Below are 18,293 nucleotides of genomic sequence, written 5' to 3' on the forward strand. Positions count from 1 at the left end.
GGGCAATGACAATAAGAGAAATTCCCCTATTTATTGATGGCAAGGCAGTGCGCTCGGCAAGCGCCGACTGGCACCAGGTGCGCAATCCCGCCACCCGGCGGGTGGTGGTCCGGGTGCCCTGCGCGACCCAGGCTGACGTCGACCGCGCGGTGGCCAGCGCCAAGACGGCCTTTGCCGTCTGGCGGCGGGTAGCGGATGCGCATCATGCTGCGGTTGCAGGACCTCATCCGGCAGAACAGGGCAAGACGCCGACCGCGGGCCGCTGGTGTCGCCGGCAGCGGGGCTCCAGCGGCAAGCAGGCGATCCAGTTCTGCACCCAGACCAAGACCGTCAGGTCGCGCAGGTTCGAGCCGGAACACGAATCTGCCGGCATCAATACCACCATCTTGCTTTGACGCGCCGAGCTAGCGGCTGGCGAGCCAGGCTCGCCAGCCGCCGAAGCCGGTGATGTCTTCGGCCCCCTCAAGGCCGCAGGGCTCGCAGATAAAGCCGCTGACACAACGGCCGTCGCTCAGCTGCACCTTGCCGATACCGAGCGGCGCCGGGATGCCGGCGACGAAACTGCCGAACTCGGCCGCCGGGACCGACCAAACCTCCACCTCGATGGCGGCTCCGCCGGTTTCAGCGAGCACCATCCCCGGACGCAGTGGCGGGCCGCCGGCCAGTGCGTAGAGGCGGTAGTGTGGTGCCGATTGCGTGCGCTCGAGCAGGCTGGCAGCGCGCTCGGTCAGCTGCCAGTTCAATGGCAGACCGTCCAGATGGGCGCCGCAGACCACCACCTCGATGCGCTCGCGGTTGCCGACCGGTGTCGAGGCCAGGGATGGCAGCGGGGTATCGGTGGCGCCGAGCGGCAGCCCCAGCGCGCTCTGGATGCGGTTGCCGATCGAGAGCAGCGAGCGGTCGCTGAAATGGTCGGCGACCAGGGTGATGCCGAACGGCAGGCCAGAGGCGCTGAAAGTCGTCGGAACGGCCAGGGCGCAGAAATCCAGCAGGTTGACGAAGTTGGTGTACTGCCCCAGTTCACTGTTGTGGCGAATCGGGTCGGCCAGCATCTCGTCGATGCGAAAGTGCCGGCTGGTGGTCGGTGTGAGCAGGCAGTCCAGCGACTGCATCTGTTCAAGGCAGGCCTTGCGCAGCGCTTCGAGCCGGTACTGGGCGGCAAAGAGTGCAGTGGCGCGGGGCTCGCCGCCGGGTTCGATGATGGCGCGGATCACCTCGAGCATGGCCTCGGGCTGCTCTTCGATCAGCGGCCGGGTGGCGAGGTAGCGCTCGGCCACCCAGGGGCCTTCGTACAGCAGCCGGGCCGCCTCCAGAAAGGGTGCATAGTCGACCTCGGTGAATTCGAAGCCGAGATCCGCCAGCGCCGTCAGGGATTCACCATAGGCGCGGGCATAGTCCTCGTCGCCAAAGAATTCGAGCTGATCGGGCGGGATGATACCGGCGCGTACCGGCCCCTGCCGGCGGCCGTAGTGACGCGCGCGGTTGGCAAAGGGGTTGGCGCGGCTGTATTCGTCCGCCGTGTCGATGCCTTCGGCGACGGCCAGCACGGCGTTGGCGTCATCGGTGGTCAGCGCGAAAACGCTGATGCAGTCGAGGCTGCGGCAGGCGCGCACCATGCCGCTGTTGGACAGCAGGCCGCGGCTGGGCTTGAGTCCAACCAGGTTGTTGAAGCCGGCCGGCACCCGACCGGAGCCCGCGGTGTCGGTGCCCAGGCTGAAGCTTGCCAGGCCCAGCGCCACGGCGACGGCGGAACCGGCGCTGGAGCCGCCGCTGACGTAGTCCGGATCAAAGGCGTTGCGGCACGGCCCCCAGGGCGAGCGGGTGCCGTTGAGCCCGGTGGCGAACTGGTCGAGGTTGGTCTTGCCGACCGGCACGGCGCCGGCCTCGATCAGTTGCGCCACGACGAAAGCGGATCTGTCGGGTGTATAGGCGAAGGCTTCGCAGGCGGCGGTGGTCGCAATGCCGGCCAGGTCGATATTGTCCTTGATCGCGAAAGGAATGCCCCAGAGCGGATGGGTGTCCGGGTTCTTGCCGGCCAGTGCCTCGAGGTAGGGCCGCTGCTCGGCCTCGCTCAGCAGGTGAATCCAGATATTGCGGTCCTGGTACTGGGCGCAGCGACGGCGGATATCGGCGAAAACCTCGGCCGGGGTGGTGCCATCTGCGTAGGCGGCGCTAAGGGTCGCAAGGGTCATGTCAATCATGCGGTATGCTCCAGTTCGTTCGAGGCGTCCAGTACGACCAGGGGCTGGCCTGCCTGTGCCCGGCCGCCGGCACTGATCAGCACCTGGGTCACGGTGCCGTCGCAGGGCGCCAGCAACGGGATTTCCATTTTCATCGATTCAAGGATCAGCAGCGGCTGGCCGGCACGGACCGCATCGCCCACGGCCACCTCGGCCTGCCAGAGGCTGCCGGAGACCGGGCTGTCGACGGCGATGTGGTCCTCCGGCCAGCGGTGTTCAGCGGTGTCGGGCGCGACGTCCTCCGGTTGGTAGTTGAACTGCCCCGACGCATGCCAGTGCGCCAGTTCGGTGTCGAAGGCCCGCTGTCGCGCGGCGGTGAAGGCGACGATGCCGTCGTGGTTGTCGGTCAGGAAGGCTTGGTAGTCGGCGAGGCTGAAGCAGGTCTCCTCGATGCGCAGCGGATAGCGCCCCTGTGGGAAGTCACGACGGATGTGCTTGAGTTCGTCTGCGCTGACTTCGTAGAAGCGGATCTGATCGAAGAAGCGCAGCAGCCAGGGCTGCTCGAAATCCGCCGTGCGACGGTAACGGTTCCACATCTGCAGCGTGCGGCCGACGAACTGGTAGCCACCGGGACCCTCCATGCCGTAGACGCAGAGGTAGGAGCCACCGATGCCGACCGAGTTTTCGGCGGTCCAGGTGCGCGCCGGGTTGTACTTGGTGGTGACCAGGCGGTGGCGCGGGTCGATGGGCGTGGCCACCGGTGCGCCGAGGTAGACATCGCCGAGGCCCATGACCAGGTAAGAGGCCTCGAAGATGGTGCGTTTGACGTCATCGATACTGTCGAGGCCGTTGATGCGGCGGATGAATTCGAGATTGCTCGGGCACCAGGGGGCGTTGCGTCGCACCGACTGCTGGTATTTCTCGATCGCCAGCCGGCATGCCTCGTCGTCCCAGGACAGCGGGATATGGACAATGCGCGACGGCACGCTGAGTGCCTCGAGGCGCCGGGCCAGTATTGCTTCGCCACGCTGCAGGTGCGCCAGCAGGTTGTGGTGGCTGAGTTGCTGACTGTCGAAATGGATCTGCAGCGAGCGGATGCCCGGTGTCAGCTCGCGCAGTCCCGGCAGCGGGTTCTGCTGCAGCCACTGCATCAGTGCGTGGGCGCGAAAGCGCAGCCGGATGTCGAGCTCGAGCGCGCCATACTCGACCAGCAGGAAGTGGTCGCCGGCGGCGCGGTAGAGGATCTCGTCGCCGAACTTTGCGGCCTCGAGTCGCGCCAGGATCGGGGTGTCGGGCGCAATCGGCTGCCAGGCCACGGCTGCGCTGTCGCCGTCGGCGAGACTGGCGTTCTGCGCCGCCTCCAGCGCCACCGCATCGTCGATCGAGACCGGCACGAAACGCACCCGGTCGCCGGCGCGCAGCTGGCCGAGCTTCCAGAGGTCGGCCTGGATCACCGTAGCCGGGCAGACGAAGCCGCCGAGCGAGGGGCCGTCGGGACCGAGGATTACCGGCATGTCGCCGGTGAAGTCGACGGTGCCGAAGGCGTAGGCGTTGTCGTGAATGTTGGACGGGTGCATGCCGGCCTCGCCACCGTCCGGCCGTGCCCAGTCGGGTTTGGGACCGATCAGGCGAATACCGGTGCGACTGGAGTTGTAATGGATCTCCCAGTCGGTATCGAAGAAGGTGGCAATGTCGGTGGCGGTGAAGAAGTCCGGTGCGCCATGGGGGCCGTAGATGACCCGCAGCTGCCAGTCGTGGCCGATGTCGGGCCGCAGCCCTGCCGGCAGCGGCAAAGGCGCGCCTGCAACGACTTGGGTGTCGAGTGCCAGCACATCGCCTGCGCGCAGCGCGCGGCCGTTGTGGCCGCCGAACTGGCCGAGGGTAAAGGTGCTGCGTGAGCCCAGGTACTCGGGGCAGTCCAGCCCGCCGGCGATCAGCAGGTAACTGCGTGCGCCGCCGCCTTCAATGCGGCCGAGCTGCAGCTGCTGGCCGGCGCCAACCCTGACCGGCTGCCAGGGCTCGAGCGGCTCGCCGTCGAGGCGGGCATCGATCGGGGCGCCGGCGATCAGGATGCGGGTGTCGCTATGGAAGCGCAGCAATGGGCCTTGCAGCGTGATCTCGAGGCCGGCGGTGCCCTGCGGATTGCCGAGCAGGCGGTTGCCGAGGCGGAACGAGTAGCTGTCGAAAGGGCCTGATGGCGGCACCCCGACATCCCAGTGGCCCTGGCGCGCCGGCCAGTCCTGGATCGTCGTCTGGGTGCCGCCCTGCAGCACGTCGATGCGTGCCGGGGCATGGCGGAAGTTGTTGAGGTAGCGGGTGGTCACCTCGCCGCGCGCCAGCACGGGATCGCGGCACAGTGCCCGCAGATAGCCAAGGTTGGTTTCGATGCCGTAGAGGCGGCTGTCGTCGAGGGCCAATGCCAGTCGCTTGAGCGCGTCGGCGCGGTCTTCGCCGTGGACGATGATCTTGGCGAGCATCGGGTCGAAGAAGGGCGGTACCTCGATGCCGGTTTCTATCCAGTGATCGATGCGCAGCCCGTGTTGCTGAGGAAACCGCACTTCGCTCAGCAGCCCGGCACAGGGCTGAAAACGCTGGCTGGGATCTTCGGCATAGACGCGCACCTGTATGGCATGGCCGCGGGGCGCCAGCGTCGGACGTCGCTGATCCAGTGCGAGCGCCTCGCCGGCGGCCTGGCGCAGCATCCATTCGACCAGATCGACGCCGTAGACTTCCTCGGTGACACCGTGTTCGACCTGTAGCCGGGTGTTGACCTCGAGGAAGTAGAAATCGCCGCTGTCGCTGTCGTAAATAAACTCGACGGTGCCGGCGTTGCGGTACCCTACCTGTGCCAGCAGCCGTTCGGCGGTGGCGTGCAGTGTCGCCCGGGCGCTGTCGGCCAGGTTCGGCGCCGGGCATTCCTCGACCACCTTCTGGTTGCGGCGCTGGCTGGAGCAGTCGCGTTCGCCCAGGGCCAGTGCGTTACCTGCGCCATCGCCGAACACCTGTACTTCGATATGGCGCGCCCGTTCGATGAATTTCTCCAGGAAGACGCCGTCGTCGGCGAAGTTGTTGGCGCCCAGGCGCCGCACGCTGTCGAAGGCGGCGACCAGATCGTCCTCGCCGTGGCACAGCTGCATGCCGATGCCACCGCCGCCAGCGGTGCTTTTCAGCATCAGCGGATAGCCAATACGGCTGGCCTCGCTGCGGGCCTCGTCAAGGTTTTGCAGCAGGGCGCTGCCGGGCAGCAGTGGTACGCCGGCCGCTTCGGCAAGGGCGCGCGCCCGGTGCTTGAGACCAAAGGTGTCCATCTGTTCCGGCGCGGGGCCGACAAAGGTGATGCCGGCGGCTTCGCAGCGACGCACGAAGCCTGAATTTTCGCTCAGAAAGCCGTAACCCGGATGGATGGCCTGGGCGCCACTGTCGGCGGCGATCTGCAGCAGCTTGTCGGTGTTGAGGTAGGTTTCGGCGGCGCCGCCCTCGCCAAGGCTATAGGCTTCGTCGGCCAGGCGCACATGCAGGCTGTCGGCATCGCAGTCGGCGTACACCGCGACTGCACCGATATTGAGGCGTTTCAGGGTACGGATAATACGCGTTGCGATAGCGCCGCGGTTGGCGATCAGTACTTTGGTAAACATCGCAGGTCCTGTCACGGGCCGTCCCGTGCGGTGAGTACGACAGTGGTCGTCCACTGAAGAGGCGTTCGTGATTCGGTATCGGCGTTGTGTGCTCAGTTTCCCCGGGTCAGCCGTTCCAGCATCGCTTGCTGGAGGTGCAGGAAGCTGTTGCCGGTCGTCAATCCCGGTTGCGGGTCTGTATCAGCTGTCCCGCACGCACAGTTCTATCGTCGCGTGCTGAACTCGGTTGAGGCCGTTTCTGTTCGCAATTCTTCGCCGTCGGCGTCATCAGTTATTCCAGACCAGCAGTTCGATAGGCGTGGGGTTGTAGCCATTGCATGGATTGTTCAGCTGCGGGCAGTTGGATATCAGCACCAGCACATCCATCCGCGCCTGCAGCTCGACATATTTGCCAGGCGCCGAAATGCCGTCTTCAAATGTCAGGCCACCTTCCTCGGTGACCGGCACGTTCATGAAGAAGTTGATGTTGTGGCTGATGTCGCGCTTGTGCAGGCCGTATTCCGGGTGTTCGTTGATGGCCAGCATCCAGCTGTCACGACAGGCATGCATGCAGCGCTTTTCGAGGTCGTAACGTACCGTGTTGCTCTCGCTGGCACAGGCGCCGCCGAGGGTGTCGTGGCGGCCGCAGGTGTCGGCGACAATCTCGAGCAGCACATTGTTCTCATTCGAGCGCAACTGGCTGGCGGTCGTGAGATAAACGCCAGCCTGCTCGCGTATGGTGTCCGTGGCGCTGTAGCGCTCGCTCGGATCCTCGGCATTGAAGAACAGGGTGTCGGCGGCCTGGTTGCCCTCGAGATCGAGGATGCGCAGTACCTGGCCGGCTTTCAGCAGGCCGATATAATAGTCGCCGGCGCCGACGATGGTGCGCCGAGACGCCTGTTCCGGCTGGCGTGGGCTTTCAGTCAGCATGGTGAATCTCCTTTATCGGAACGGTATGCAAATACCCGGCAATCAATGTGATGCAGGGATGCTTCGTCAGTGGCCTCTGGCCAAGGCGAGCCCCCGGGATTTCGCATAATTCCGATCGACTTTAGGGTTGGGTTAAATGCCGTGGCCAAGGTGGTAGAGGGCATTGTTACGAAAGCCACGCTGGTTCTCGGGACGGAAATTGACGCAATAATCGTCCTCGCTGACCGGGGCGGCGTTGGCCAGCTCGATCTGCACGGCGGCGGTTGGATATTGTGCAGCCTGGCTCAGCGGATGCGGACAGCTGTGCAGCAGCACCAGAGTGTCCATGTCGAAGCGCAGCGTGACGGTGCTTCCTGGCCGGCTGTGGTTTTCGACCAGTGTCAGACGCCCTTCGGCGTCGGCCGCCACCTTGCTGAACCAGTTGACGTTGGCGGCCAGGTCTGCGCGGCCGAGACCGTACTTGGCCAGCTCCACCAGGAAGGCGTCGTGGCCATTCTGGTGCCAGTCATTGCGGTCATGCTGGTAGTCACGCAGGCCCCAGCGCTCGGCGACCTGTTCGGCGCGGCTGTTACCGCAGACGGTCTCGTGCCAGCCGAGGCTGTCATCGGTGATCGAGCAGAAGATGCGGCCCATGTCGGAATAGAGGCAGTTGCCGCGCTGCAGCTTGAAGGTGTGCTGGCACTTCAGCGTATCCGGCGCGTTATAGCGCTCCAGCAGATTGTCGGGATTGTAGAGCAGCATGCCGATATTGGCGTTGCCGTCGAGATCGGTCAGGCGCATCTCTGTGCCCCGGCGCATGCGCAGCGACCAGTGGCTGCCGGCCGGTATGCGGGTCTGATACAGGGGGGTTGTCATTATCATGTCTCCATTTGCATCGCAGTCAAGGGTTGGTGGCCAGGTGCAGTACCTGGGGCAGTGGCTCTTCGTGCGAAAGCGCAGGCCTGAGTTGCTGCTGATCGATGGGCAGGTCATAGGTGATGCTGGCGCCATATGCCTGCGGGGCCTGGGGGTCGTGGCGCAGTTTGTCGAAGACCCAAAGCCTTGTGCCCAGGTAGAAACCCTCCTTGAGATCGTGGGTCACCATGAATACCGTCAGTTTGTGTTCGCGCCACAGGTCCGTGACCAGCCGGTGCATGTCGGCGCGGATACCTGGATCCAGGGCGCCGAAGGGCTCGTCGAGCAGCAGGATGCGGGGTTTGTTGATCAGTGCCTGGGCGATGGCCAGACGCTGGCGCATGCCGCCCGACAGTTCGTGAGGATACTTGTCCAGGGCATGACTCAAGCCCACCTGCTCCAGCATTAGCCGGGCCCGGACGCAGGCATCGCGCCGGACACGGCCAAACAGATGGCCGGTGAGGCCTGGGCGAGCAAAGGCACAGGCTGCCAGGACGTTATCGATCACGGTCATGTGCGCAAACACCGAGTATTGCTGGAACACGATACCGCGGTCTGCATCTGGCTCGTCACGTACCGGTGTGCCATCAAGCAGCAGCTGGCCGCGGCTGGGCGTTTCTGTGCCTAGCAGCAACTTCAGGAAGGTGCTCTTGCCACAGCCGGAGGCGCCAACCAGAGTGATGAACTCGCCCTCATTAACCTTCACGTTGATGCGTTCAAGAACGACTTGGTCACCGTACTCTTTCCAGATATTGCGGGCTTCGATCATGATTGGCCTCCTTGGGCGTACCAGGGAAACAGGCGACGGTTTGTCCAGGCGAGCAGGCTGTCGAATGCAAAGGCCAGCAGCGTGATCCAGGCGACATAGGGCAATATCACATCCATGGCGAGGTAGCGCCGTACCAGAAAAATGCGATAGCCCAGGCCATCGGTTGCGGCGATCGCTTCGGCGGCGATCAGGAACAGCCAGCCGGCGCCAAGGGAGAGTCGTACCGCATCAATCAGCTTGGGCAGCAGTTGCGGTAGCAGTACCCGGATCAGGATCTGCGGCGTGCTGGCGCCGAGGGTTTGGGCCTTGACCAGCTGCTCGAATGGGATTTGCTGGGTCGCACGCTGGATATCGCGGGCGATAAAAGGTGTGATGCCGACGGCAATCAGTACCACCTTGGACAGTTCGCCGAGGCCGAAGACGATAAACAGGATCGGCAGCAACGCCAGAGGCGGCACCAGCGAAATCACGGTCAGCAGCGGCGACAGCGGCGCACGCACCAGCGGCAGGGCGCCGGTGAAGAGGCCCAGCAGCAGGCCCGTCACCGCGGCGACGGACATGCCGATACCGAGGCGTGCAAGGCTGCTGGCGGTGTCCGCCCAGAACAGGTATTCCCCGCTGCGTTTGCTCGGTTCCAGCGCCATGCGGCCGAGTGCCTCGCCGAACTGGCTGAAGCTTGGCAGCAGCTTGTCGTTCGGATTGGCCTCGAGTCGTGCATCGGAACCCAGCAGGTAGAGCACCAGCAGCAGGGCGAAAGGCAGCAGCGCCAGTAAAAGATGCCAGGGGCTGGCCGGCGTCAGGTTAATGAGTCGTTTCATGCGATGTCCTTGGGGGCGCTCGACGGCGCCCCTGGTGGTTACAGGGAGCCTTCGGCGGCCATGCGCATGTAGGACGGGTCGAAGCGCAGCTGGATATTGCTGCTGTCGCCATAGGTGCCGGCCGGGGTTTCAATGCCGATAAAGCCGGCATCCGGGGCACCTTCGCCCAGCAGCCCGTGGTTGAAGGAAAATTCGGCGACCTGCTGCATGGTTTTGATGAGGGTTTCGCTTTCGGTCAGTGCCAGGGCTTCGCTCGGGGCGTAGAACATCCTGGTGCTGGCGAGCTGGGCGTCGTAGCCGGCCAGATCCGTGCCAGAGGCTGTGGCCATGGCGTCGCGAGCGGCGATAGCTGCCTCATCGTGGCCGCTCATGGTGGCCATCATTTCGTACCAGGCGCCGGTCAGGGCCTTGCCCAGTGCCGGATGGGCCTTGAGTGTGTGGGTGTTGATCACCAGCAGATCGATAATTTCGCCGGGAATAAGGGAGGAGTCGAACACCTGGTGACTGTCCGGCATGGTGGTGATCTCGCTCAGCAACGGGTTCCAGGTGGCGACGGCCTTGACGTCATCGGTGTTGTAGGCCGCGACCATGTCGGCATCGGAGGTGTTGACTACCTGTATATCGGATTCCTGCAGACCAACGCTGTCGAGACCGCGGGCCAGCAGGTAGTGGGAGACGCTCAGCTCGACCAGGTTGACGGTCTGGCCCTTGATGGCGGCGAGGGAGTCGGAGCCCTTGAGCACAATGCCGTCGTTGCCATTGGAGAAGTCGCCGACGATCAGCGCGGTACTGTCGACGCCACCGGCGGCAGGAATCGTCAGCGCATCCATGTTGGTCATGGTGCAGGCGTCGAAACCGCCGGCGCTGTACTGGTTGATCGATTCGATGTAATCGTTGATCTGCACGACCTCGATATCGATGTCGTACTTGTCTGCCCATTTCTTGACGATGCCCTGTTCCGCCGCCTGCGCCCAGGGCATCCAGCCGACATAGATGGACCAGCAGACCTTGAAACTGTCGCGGGCAAAGCTCTGGCTCGAAAGCGCGAGGGACAGAAGTAGAACGGTGAGTCGCAGCATGGCGTACCTCTCAGTTTGGTTACATAGCGTGCTCGTGGAGTCTTCTTGGCAATACCGCCAGTCGAGTCTCCCGGGCTTTTGTCCCGCCGTGTAACCTTTCGCTGAAAGGTCGAGTGCTCTCGGACCAGTCACTCCTTGCGAAGTCGGAACCCTAGCGCTCTATTTGCCAGATTGTGAGTGTCCAGTATTGCCAAGAGTACGGACAACCTAACCCTTCAATAATTGGGCCATATCGCACGAAAATAAGTAAAAACAGAGAGTTAAGTCGTTTCAGGACGGGGGAGTGCGCGAGGAAGGGAGCTAAATCGCTCCCTTTTGGTGCGTTATGTGCTGTATCAGTGCGTGACTCAGGACTTAAGCGGGTGTCCGGCCGGCAGTTGGCGTTCGATCCAGAGGGCCAGTTTGTGTTTCATGTTGCGCTCGTTTTCCTGATCCCTGGCCAGTGGCTGGATCAGCTGATCCTTGACCAGCAGGCGGTACAAAGCCCGGGTTTTTTCACTGGCGCTGTCGGTCGCTTCAAATTCGCCGGCGCCGCGTTTTTGCATGTAGAGTCCGCCCACTCGGATCGCCTCTCGCACCAGCTCGGCTTCCTGCTTTTCTCGACTCATGATGACCTCCTGCTCCGGGGCATTATTCGCTAACAGGGTAGCACTCGCGAGCGGCCCTGTCGGCTAAGCTTTAATGGCTGCAAAAGAATAGTTGGAGAAGGGTGATGGCATTCAGGATAAGGCGCTCCCGGCCCTTGCCGAAGGAGGTTGCAAAAGCCGCCCGTGGCGAGTTGAAACGCGTCGGGAGACAGCTCGCCAAACCGCTGGATGATGGCGATGAAAGCATTCATCAGTTGCGGGTCGGCATGAAACGGATACGGGCGCTGCTGCTGCTCATTCGGGAGCCGATGGGGGAGCCGGCGTACCGCGCCGGGCAGGCGCGCTGCAAGGCGTTGGCCGATAGTTATGCCGGATCGCGCGATGCCAGCGTGGGGCTGACACTGCTGTCGGGTCTGCTGCTGTCCGATCCAGATCCTGAGCAGCGGCTGCGGATCAGCACAGGTTTCGAGCGCGCCTTGCCGGCTGGCGTATCCAAGCATCCGCCATTGGATGCCGCGGTGGAAGAACTCAGACTGATGCGCCACCAGGTCCGGAGCTGGCCGATCGGGTCGCTGCGCCTGCGGCATCTGAGCGGCAGATTGAAGCGGCAATATGGTCGCGCTAGACGGCTGAACCGACAGGTACGGGCCGATGACGCCATGATTCTTATGCACGAATGGCGCAAGGTCGTAAAACAGCTGCTGTACCAGCTCGACCTGCTGGCAGGCAGCGGCGATGAGAAATTGCGCAAGCACCTGCGACAGCTCGGCGCTCGGCTGGGCGAGCTGCACGATCTCGACATGCTGGAACTGCAGATTGAGTCCAGGGCAGAGCTGTTCTGGCTCGATGACCGCCTGTTGCTGCGCCGGCTTATGCAGCAGCGGCGCAGATCCTTGCGCACGCGGGCCCTGCACCACGGTGACAAGGTCTTTGCGTCGAAACCCAAACGCTTTGTCCGTGCCCGTTTCGAGCACTGGCAGCGATCCCGCTGATCGGTATACTGGAGGCCTTCAGTACTTTGGAACCTCCTGGTCGATCGGAATCGAATCCGGGCAGACCTGCGGGGCTCATGGCAGGCACACGATGAAATACAGCATTATCCCGGTCACACCCTTTCAGCAGAACTGCACTCTGATCTGGTGCGAAGAAACCAACAAGGCCGCTGTGGTTGATCCGGGTGGCGATCTGGCGCGAATACAGGCCCGCATTGATGAGCTCGGCGTGGTGGTGGAGAAAATCCTGCTAACCCATGCCCATATCGACCACGCCGGTGGCACCCATGAACTGTCGACCCGGCACGCTATTCCCATCGAAGGGCCGCATCCGGGTGACCTGTTCTGGATTGAGGGGCTGGATCAGCAGAGCCGGATGTTTGGTTTTCCGCCCGTCGAGTCCTTTACGCCCGATCGCTGGCTGGACGACGGTGATGTCGTGACAGTGGGCAATCAGCAGCTGCAGGTACTGCATTGCCCGGGACACACGCCAGGTCATGTGGTGTTTTATCACCAGGCCAGCGAGCTGGCGCTGGTGGGGGATGTCCTGTTTCAGGGCTCGATCGGGCGCACCGACTTTCCCCAGGGCAATCATCAGCAGCTGATTGACTCCATTCGCAACAAGTTGCTGCCGCTGGGGGATAAGGTTGCCTTTATTCCGGGGCACGGGCCCATGTCCACCTTCGGCGAAGAGCGGCGCAACAACCCCTTTGTCTCCGACAAGCGTTACGGCTAACTAATATAGCCTAAGGCAATTGGTTGCATTTAAATCGTTAATTTTATCTATCAAAGGTCGGCACCTATACTGGCTCTAACAATACAGCACACTCAGTCAGACAAGGAGTTAAGCGCATGAGCAACCAGACCATTCAGATCGGCATTCCGGAAATCGAGCGCAAGGCCATTGCCGATGGCCTGAGTTGTCTGCTGGCCGACTCGTACACGCTTTATCTGCAGACGCACAATTTTCACTGGAACGTGACAGGCCCGCAGTTTCGCGAACTGCATCTGATGTTCGAGGAGCAGTACAACGAGCTGGCGCTGGCGGTGGACGAAGTGGCCGAGCGCATCCGCACCCTGGGTGCGGTGGCGCCGGGAACCTACAAGGCTTACGCGAGCCTGAGTTCCATCAGGGAAGTTGATGGTGTTCCGCTGGCGGGCGAGATGGTGCAGTTGCTGACCCAGGGTCATGAGCAGGTGGTGCGTACCTGTCGCGACGTGCTGAAAGTGGCGCAGGCCGCAGACGATGAGTCCACCGCATCGCTGGTGTCGGATCGCATGCGCATCCACGAAAAAACTGCCTGGATGCTGCGCAGCATGGCCTGATCTTTCAGGTTATCCGATGCCCTGACGTCTTGAGTCAGTGCGGTTGCAGGGCTTCGAAGTGTTGGAAACACCGCCACTGATCAGAAAAGCCGTTACCGTGGCGGTGGGCACATCCAGGCGCTGTATCCGCGAGCTGGGCACGATGATGAGGTTGCCGGCAAAGTTGTAGGACTGCGGCAGATAGACTGCAACATCGTCTTCCAGCCCAAAGTCTTGCATGGAGTGCTGGGTGACAAACCCCATCAGGCGTACCGCCCCGTCCTCGGTAACGCTGACCAGTACCGGCGTGTCGAAGCGCTTCTGATCTCCCAGCAGGGCGCCGAACAGATCCTTCAGCGAGCTGTAGAGCATCTTGAACAGCGGGATGCGATCCAGCAGCGCATCGATGCGTCCGAGCAAATATTTGCCCAGGTAATTCGAGGCGACCAGTCCCGTCAGCATGATGATGCCAAAGGTGACGCCGATGCCTGTCAGGGTCACCAGCCAGCCGGACTCGACACCCGGGAAGAGCTGGCTGGTGAGCGCACCCACCGCGTAGAACAGGGTTTTATTCAGGGCAGTAAAAATCAGGTAGACCAGGTAAGTGGTCAGTACCGCTGGCAACAGCAGCAGCAGTCCCTGGAAAAATAGGCGCATCAAATATGTGATCATGAGTTCCGACTTATCCTATGGTTCCGGCGTCTGCAGGTCTTGGTATGTCACAGCCTAACGGCCGGCGACTGAATCAATGATGACCGTAGTTTTGTACCCCCGCAGGTTCAGGGGCGGTGCGGGCGCAACAGGTAATCCTGTGACTGCATTTCGATCAGTCGGCTCAGGGTGCGCTGAAACTCGAACTGTAGCTGGCCTTGTCGGTACAGCGCTTGCGGTTCTGCCTCGGCCGACAGATAGAGCTTCACGTTGCGGTCGTAGAGTTCGTCGATCAGACTGATAAAGCGCCGTGCCGGATCATCCATGGCACTCCAGCGCACTTGGCGGTTACCCGTCGTGGTGGGTGTGAAACTGCCATCTTCAGTGCCCCGGGCCTTGATGCCTTCGCGCACGGGGCCTCGGAAAACCGGTACGTCGCTGAGCAGCAGGGTGTGAAAACGCTGCGCCAGTTCGATGTAATCCAGTGATGAGCGTGGCCCTTGGCACAGAGCGGAAAAATTCAGCCACAGCACCCCGCTGTGCGTGGCATGAACTGTCACCGGGCGATTGCACAGAGTTATTAATTGCGACCTTGCCGGCGCTTGCCCGGGCGCGCCGTCAGTGGCAGTGGCAGCAAGGCCCGTGAGGTTGGCAAAGTGCCTGGCCAGTTGTGCGTCGGCGGGCGCACGCAGCACCACATCCGCCTGCGGCTGGGGGCGCCGACGGTGATCCCTGCCGCCATCCAGTGCCTGTACGTGCAGCTTTTGTTCGAGCAGGCGAATGGCCGGCAGGAAACGTTCGCGCTGCAGGCCGTCGCGGTACAGCTCGCAGGGTGGCCGGTTGGATGTGGCCACCAGGGTCACGCCGCTGTGCAGCAGCTGCTCAAACAGGCGTCCGAGCAGCATGGCATCACCAATGTCCGATACCTGGACTTCATCGAAACAGAGCACCCGATATTGCCGCGCCAGGCGACGGGCGATATGTCGCAACGGATCGGCCTTGCCTGATTCCAGCGCCAGCTCGCGGTGTATGTGGGCCATAAATCGGTGAAAGTGCAGACGCAGCGCGGTGCCCGGTTGCTGTGCGGCATGAAAGATATCCATCAACAGGGTCTTGCCACGGCCCACCGGCCCCCAGAGGTAAAGCCCCCGGGGTGCCGGCTTGCGCCATTGCCAGGCGGGTCTGGGTCGGGCCAGCTCAAGGTGCAGTTGCTCAAGCTGTTCGATGGCACCCTGTTGTGCGCTATCCAGGGTAAAACCGGGTGTGTCGAGCTGTGCCTGATAGCGTTGAATGGGTGTCATGACATCCTCGGGTGCGACGTCCCGCGATGATAACCCAGCGCCGGGTCATTTGTGCAGCTGCATCACCAGGTCGTAAAGCCTGGGGTCATGCTTGCGCCGGCCTATAATGTCGGCCAGTGGGGCCGCGATCAGATCGCGGCCGACAGCAGCCACCATGATGTCGCTAGAACCGGCCAGCAGGTAGTTCACCGCCGTCGCACCCATGCAGGATGCCAGCACGCGATCGTGGGCGCTGGGGCTGCCACCGCGCTGGATATGGCCGAGAATGCAGATGCGGGGCTCCTCTCCACACTGACGCAGCCGATCGGCCAGGCGTACGGTGAGACCTGGCTCTGCGCCTTCGGCCACCACTATGATGCCACTGGATCCATGACCTTTCCTGCGCGCGCTGGCGAGGGTGGAAGCGATGGCGCCGATATCCACTTTGCGTTCAGGAATCAGGGTCATTTCGGCGCCGCAGGCGATGCCGACCTGCGTGGCAAGGAAGCCGGAGTCACGCCCCATGACTTCAACCAGAAACAGCCGTTCATGGGACAGCGCTGTATCCCTGATGCGATCAATGGCACCTAGCGCCGTATTGACTGCGGTGTCAAAGCCGATGCTGTCATCGGTGCCATGGATATCGTTATCGATGGTGCAGGGCACCCCGATCACCGCAATATCATGTTCGCAGGCAAGCCAGTGCGCGCCGGTCAGGGTACCATCACCTCCAATGCAGACCAGTGCCTGGATGCCATTCGTTTTTAACACCTCGGCGGCTTGACTGCGCATGAGCGGATCCTTGAAGGCCTCGCAGCGATTGCTTTTGAGAATGGTACCGCCGCGCTGAATGATGTTGCTGACCGAACCTGAGTAAAGCCTGCGCATGTCATCGCTGAGCAAACCGCTGTAACCGCGGTGAATGCCATAGACCTTGATGCCCTGATTCAGCGCCGTACGCACCAGGGCGCGAATGGCGGCATTCATGCCAGGCGCATCGCCACCGCTGGTAAGTACGCCAATGGCATCGAGCGAACGAATGGCGCTGGGGCTGGGTAGCTGATACATGGGGCGCACCTGAGTGTCTGATCTGTTTGAACTATAGATGAGGCGGACTGAGCATAAAGGTTTGCACCAGAGGTCGGCTAAACTACATTGTCAGGGTTTTGCCATTGAGCCCATAGGGGCAGGGGCAGATCGTCGTCCGCGTTGGGGGATTGAATAAAGGATGCCAGACAGATGAGCGGCCAGTTCGCCGAACGCATCGCCGATGCGGTGCTGGAAAAGTTTGCCGATTACCGCACCCGTTTTCAGAACATTACTGCGGTGGCGCAGTTACGATTTGAAAAAGCGGACTGGCATGCCATACAGAGAACCGGCGCGGCGCGTATCGATCTGTATGAGGATAATACCGAGGAGGCAGCGCGGGCGATTGTCGAACAGCTGGGCGAGGTGGTCTACGATGCGCGACTCTGGCACGACGCCAAACGCTGCTATGCGCTGAAAATTCAGCAACGTAATGATCCGGAACTGGCAGAGACTTTCTATAACTCCATCTATCTCAAAGTCTTCCGACACCACGAGCTGGATGATGCGCTCATGTTCATTCGCTCCGCGTATGAGGGTAAGCCGATCAAGTCCGGCGAGCAGTTTTGCCGCCTGTACTCCACGCAACGGGGGCTGGTGGCGCTGCTTGGACAGCTGCTGGATGACTATGCCTTCAATATTCCCTGGGAAAACCGGCGGCGCGATATTCGAAACCTGGCGCGCCATGCACGCAAGTACATTCCCTTCATCGATATTGCCAAGGAGGAGGTGACAGTCGAAGTCATGCGCAGCATGTTCTTTCGCAACAAGGGCGCCTATATCGTCGGGCGTATCAATTACGCCGGCGGTGCCATGCCGTTTATCCTGCCGGTGCTGCACAACGGTGCAGGCGCCGTCTATGTCGACACGCTGATACTGGAAGAGAATGATGTCTCGGTGATTTTCAGTTTCACCCGTTCCTATTTCATGGTGGATGTAAATGTACCGTCCGAATTCATCGGCTTCCTGCATACCCTGATCCCGATGAAGTCGAAGGCTGAACTGTATTCCTCCATCGGCTTTTACAAGCAGGGCAAAGCGGAGTTCTACCGCAGTTTTCTGGACCATCTGGAGGCGTCCGACGATCAGTTCGTCATAGCCCCTGGCATCAAGGGCATGGTGATGACGGTGTTTACACTGCCGTCGTTTCCGGTGGTGTTCAAGCTGATCAAGGACCGCTTCTCCTCGTCGAAGAATGTCACACGGGCTACGGTGAAAGAGAAGTATCAGTTGGTAAAACGTCACGACCGGGCCGGACGCATGGCTGATACCCAGGAGTTCACCAACTTCCTGTTTCCGCGTAGCCGCTTCACGCAGGCGCTTATTGATGAGTTGCAAAAGGTCGCTGCATCGTCCATCGAGATTGACGGTGACCTGATTACCATTCGTCACCTATGGGCGGAACGTCGCATGACGCCACTCAATATCTATATCGACAGGGCGCTGGCGAATGATGATGAGCCGGACCTGTTCCATGCCATCAACGAATTCGGCAAGGCGATCAAGCAGCTGGCTGCAGCGAACATTTTTGCCGGCGACATGCTGTTCAAGAATTTTGGCGTGACACGCCACGGCCGGGTGGTGTTCTACGATTACGATGAAATCATGTACCTGACGGACTGCAACTTCAGGCGTATTCCCGAGGCCATGTATCCCGAGCAGGAAATGTCGGGTGAACCCTGGTACTCCATAAGCCCCAATGATGTCTTTCCGGAGGAGTTCACCATCCTTACGGCCTGCAATGCCAAGGTGCGTCGCCTCTTCAACGAGCTGCACGGCGATCTGCTGGAGGCCTCCTTTTGGCAACGGATGCAGCAGCAGGTACGGGAGGGGGAAATTGTCGACCTGTTTCCCTATCGGCAGATCAAGCGTTTCGCCCGTACAGGGGCTTCGCAGGGGCGCGAATTCAATTAGCATTCAGGCGTGCGTGACGGCCCGATTAAATAAATGTGACAGCTCTGTTGACACCAGATCTCTCATGAGTAAAATGGCCCCACTTTCGAGGCACAGCCAAGCAACAGCGGCTGCAGCACGAAAGACAAGTCGGAAGTATATGGTTGATTATCAAGTGGTTTCACCTGATGAATCGACCGGCAGTATCGGCTTGG

The 18,293-nt window shown here is 61.7% G+C and carries 16 protein-coding genes and 1 riboswitch; of the genes, 5 read left to right on the forward strand and 11 right to left on the reverse strand.

Going from position 1 to position 18,293, the window contains the following annotated elements; genetic code table 11:
* The first annotated feature begins 5 nt into the window (after positions 1-5).
* Complete coding sequence (locus MRS74_RS16005; protein WP_254581281.1) at positions 6-395, forward strand: aldehyde dehydrogenase family protein; 390 nt, start codon at positions 6-8, stop codon at positions 393-395.
* Between the two features lie 9 nt (positions 396-404).
* On the opposite strand, the gene atzF is transcribed toward MRS74_RS16005, so the two are convergent.
* The 8 genes from atzF to MRS74_RS16045 all read right to left on the reverse strand — a co-directional run bounded on the left by atzF (position 405) and on the right by MRS74_RS16045 (position 10,892).
* A complete protein-coding gene (gene atzF / locus MRS74_RS16010) occupies positions 405-2,201 on the reverse strand; it encodes an allophanate hydrolase (RefSeq protein ID WP_254581282.1) in 1,797 nt (598 codons plus the stop codon).
* Positions 2,198-5,815: an urea carboxylase gene (gene uca / locus MRS74_RS16015; protein WP_254581283.1), complete on the reverse strand. Its 3,618-nt coding sequence runs from the start codon at positions 5,813-5,815 to the stop codon at positions 2,198-2,200. Before uca ends, atzF begins: the two co-directional genes overlap by 4 nt.
* Before the next feature lie 267 nt (positions 5,816-6,082).
* Positions 6,083-6,724, reverse strand: a complete 642-nt coding sequence (locus MRS74_RS16020; RefSeq protein ID WP_254581284.1) for an urea amidolyase associated protein UAAP2 — start codon at positions 6,722-6,724, stop codon at positions 6,083-6,085.
* Between the two features lie 132 nt (positions 6,725-6,856).
* Positions 6,857-7,579: an urea amidolyase associated protein UAAP1 gene (locus MRS74_RS16025; RefSeq protein WP_254581285.1), complete on the reverse strand. Its 723-nt coding sequence runs from the start codon at positions 7,577-7,579 to the stop codon at positions 6,857-6,859.
* Positions 7,580-7,604: 25 nt separating this feature from the next.
* Positions 7,605-8,387 (reverse strand): ABC transporter ATP-binding protein, encoded by a 783-nt coding sequence (locus tag MRS74_RS16030; protein ID WP_254581286.1) that lies wholly within the window; start codon positions 8,385-8,387, stop codon positions 7,605-7,607.
* Positions 8,384-9,205 carry an ABC transporter permease gene (locus MRS74_RS16035; protein WP_254581287.1) on the reverse strand — a complete coding sequence of 274 codons (822 nt, stop codon included), beginning with the start codon at positions 9,203-9,205 and terminating at the stop codon, positions 8,384-8,386. Before MRS74_RS16035 ends, MRS74_RS16030 begins: the two co-directional genes overlap by 4 nt.
* 38 nt (positions 9,206-9,243) lie before the next feature.
* Complete coding sequence (locus MRS74_RS16040) at positions 9,244-10,284, reverse strand: putative urea ABC transporter substrate-binding protein (RefSeq protein ID WP_254581288.1); 1,041 nt, start codon at positions 10,282-10,284, stop codon at positions 9,244-9,246.
* A gap of 65 nt (positions 10,285-10,349) precedes the next feature.
* Positions 10,350-10,450: riboswitch (guanidine-I (ykkC/yxkD leader) on the reverse strand.
* A 181-nt stretch (positions 10,451-10,631) separates the two neighbouring features.
* The gene (locus MRS74_RS16045) at positions 10,632-10,892 is read right to left on the reverse strand and encodes a DUF5062 family protein (protein ID WP_254581289.1); all 261 of its coding nucleotides are present in this window, start codon (positions 10,890-10,892) and stop codon (positions 10,632-10,634) included.
* Between the two features lie 104 nt (positions 10,893-10,996).
* On the opposite strand from MRS74_RS16045, the gene MRS74_RS16050 reads away from it, so the two are divergent.
* The 3 genes from MRS74_RS16050 (at position 10,997) to MRS74_RS16060 (ending at position 13,189) form a co-directional block, all read left to right on the forward strand.
* Positions 10,997-11,863, forward strand: coding sequence for a CHAD domain-containing protein (locus MRS74_RS16050; protein ID WP_254581290.1), 867 nt, complete (start codon positions 10,997-10,999; stop codon positions 11,861-11,863).
* Positions 11,864-11,954: 91 nt separating this feature from the next.
* Positions 11,955-12,599 (forward strand): MBL fold metallo-hydrolase, encoded by a 645-nt coding sequence (locus tag MRS74_RS16055; RefSeq protein ID WP_254581291.1) that lies wholly within the window; start codon positions 11,955-11,957, stop codon positions 12,597-12,599.
* A 116-nt stretch (positions 12,600-12,715) separates the two neighbouring features.
* Entirely contained in the window at positions 12,716-13,189 is a 474-nt protein-coding gene (locus MRS74_RS16060; protein ID WP_254581292.1) for a Dps family protein, read from the forward strand.
* Positions 13,190-13,198: 9 nt separating this feature from the next.
* Here the strand turns inward: MRS74_RS16060 and MRS74_RS16065 are convergent, their stop codons facing one another.
* The 3 genes from MRS74_RS16065 to pfkA all read right to left on the reverse strand — a co-directional run bounded on the left by MRS74_RS16065 (position 13,199) and on the right by pfkA (position 16,167).
* Positions 13,199-13,840 carry a DUF502 domain-containing protein gene (locus MRS74_RS16065; protein ID WP_254581293.1) on the reverse strand — a complete coding sequence of 214 codons (642 nt, stop codon included), beginning with the start codon at positions 13,838-13,840 and terminating at the stop codon, positions 13,199-13,201.
* Positions 13,841-13,947: 107 nt separating this feature from the next.
* A complete protein-coding gene (gene zapE / locus MRS74_RS16070; RefSeq protein ID WP_254581294.1) occupies positions 13,948-15,120 on the reverse strand; it encodes a cell division protein ZapE in 1,173 nt (390 codons plus the stop codon).
* A gap of 45 nt (positions 15,121-15,165) precedes the next feature.
* Positions 15,166-16,167, reverse strand: a complete 1,002-nt coding sequence (pfkA, locus tag MRS74_RS16075) for a 6-phosphofructokinase (protein WP_254581295.1) — start codon at positions 16,165-16,167, stop codon at positions 15,166-15,168.
* Positions 16,168-16,338: 171 nt separating this feature from the next.
* On the opposite strand from pfkA, the gene aceK reads away from it, so the two are divergent.
* Entirely contained in the window at positions 16,339-18,099 is a 1,761-nt protein-coding gene (gene aceK, locus MRS74_RS16080) for a bifunctional isocitrate dehydrogenase kinase/phosphatase (protein WP_254581296.1), read from the forward strand.
* Positions 18,100-18,293 lie beyond the last annotated feature (194 nt).

This window comes from Marinobacterium sedimentorum (assembly GCF_024267675.1).
Lineage (GTDB): Bacteria > Pseudomonadota > Gammaproteobacteria > Pseudomonadales > Balneatricaceae > Marinobacterium_A > Marinobacterium_A sedimentorum.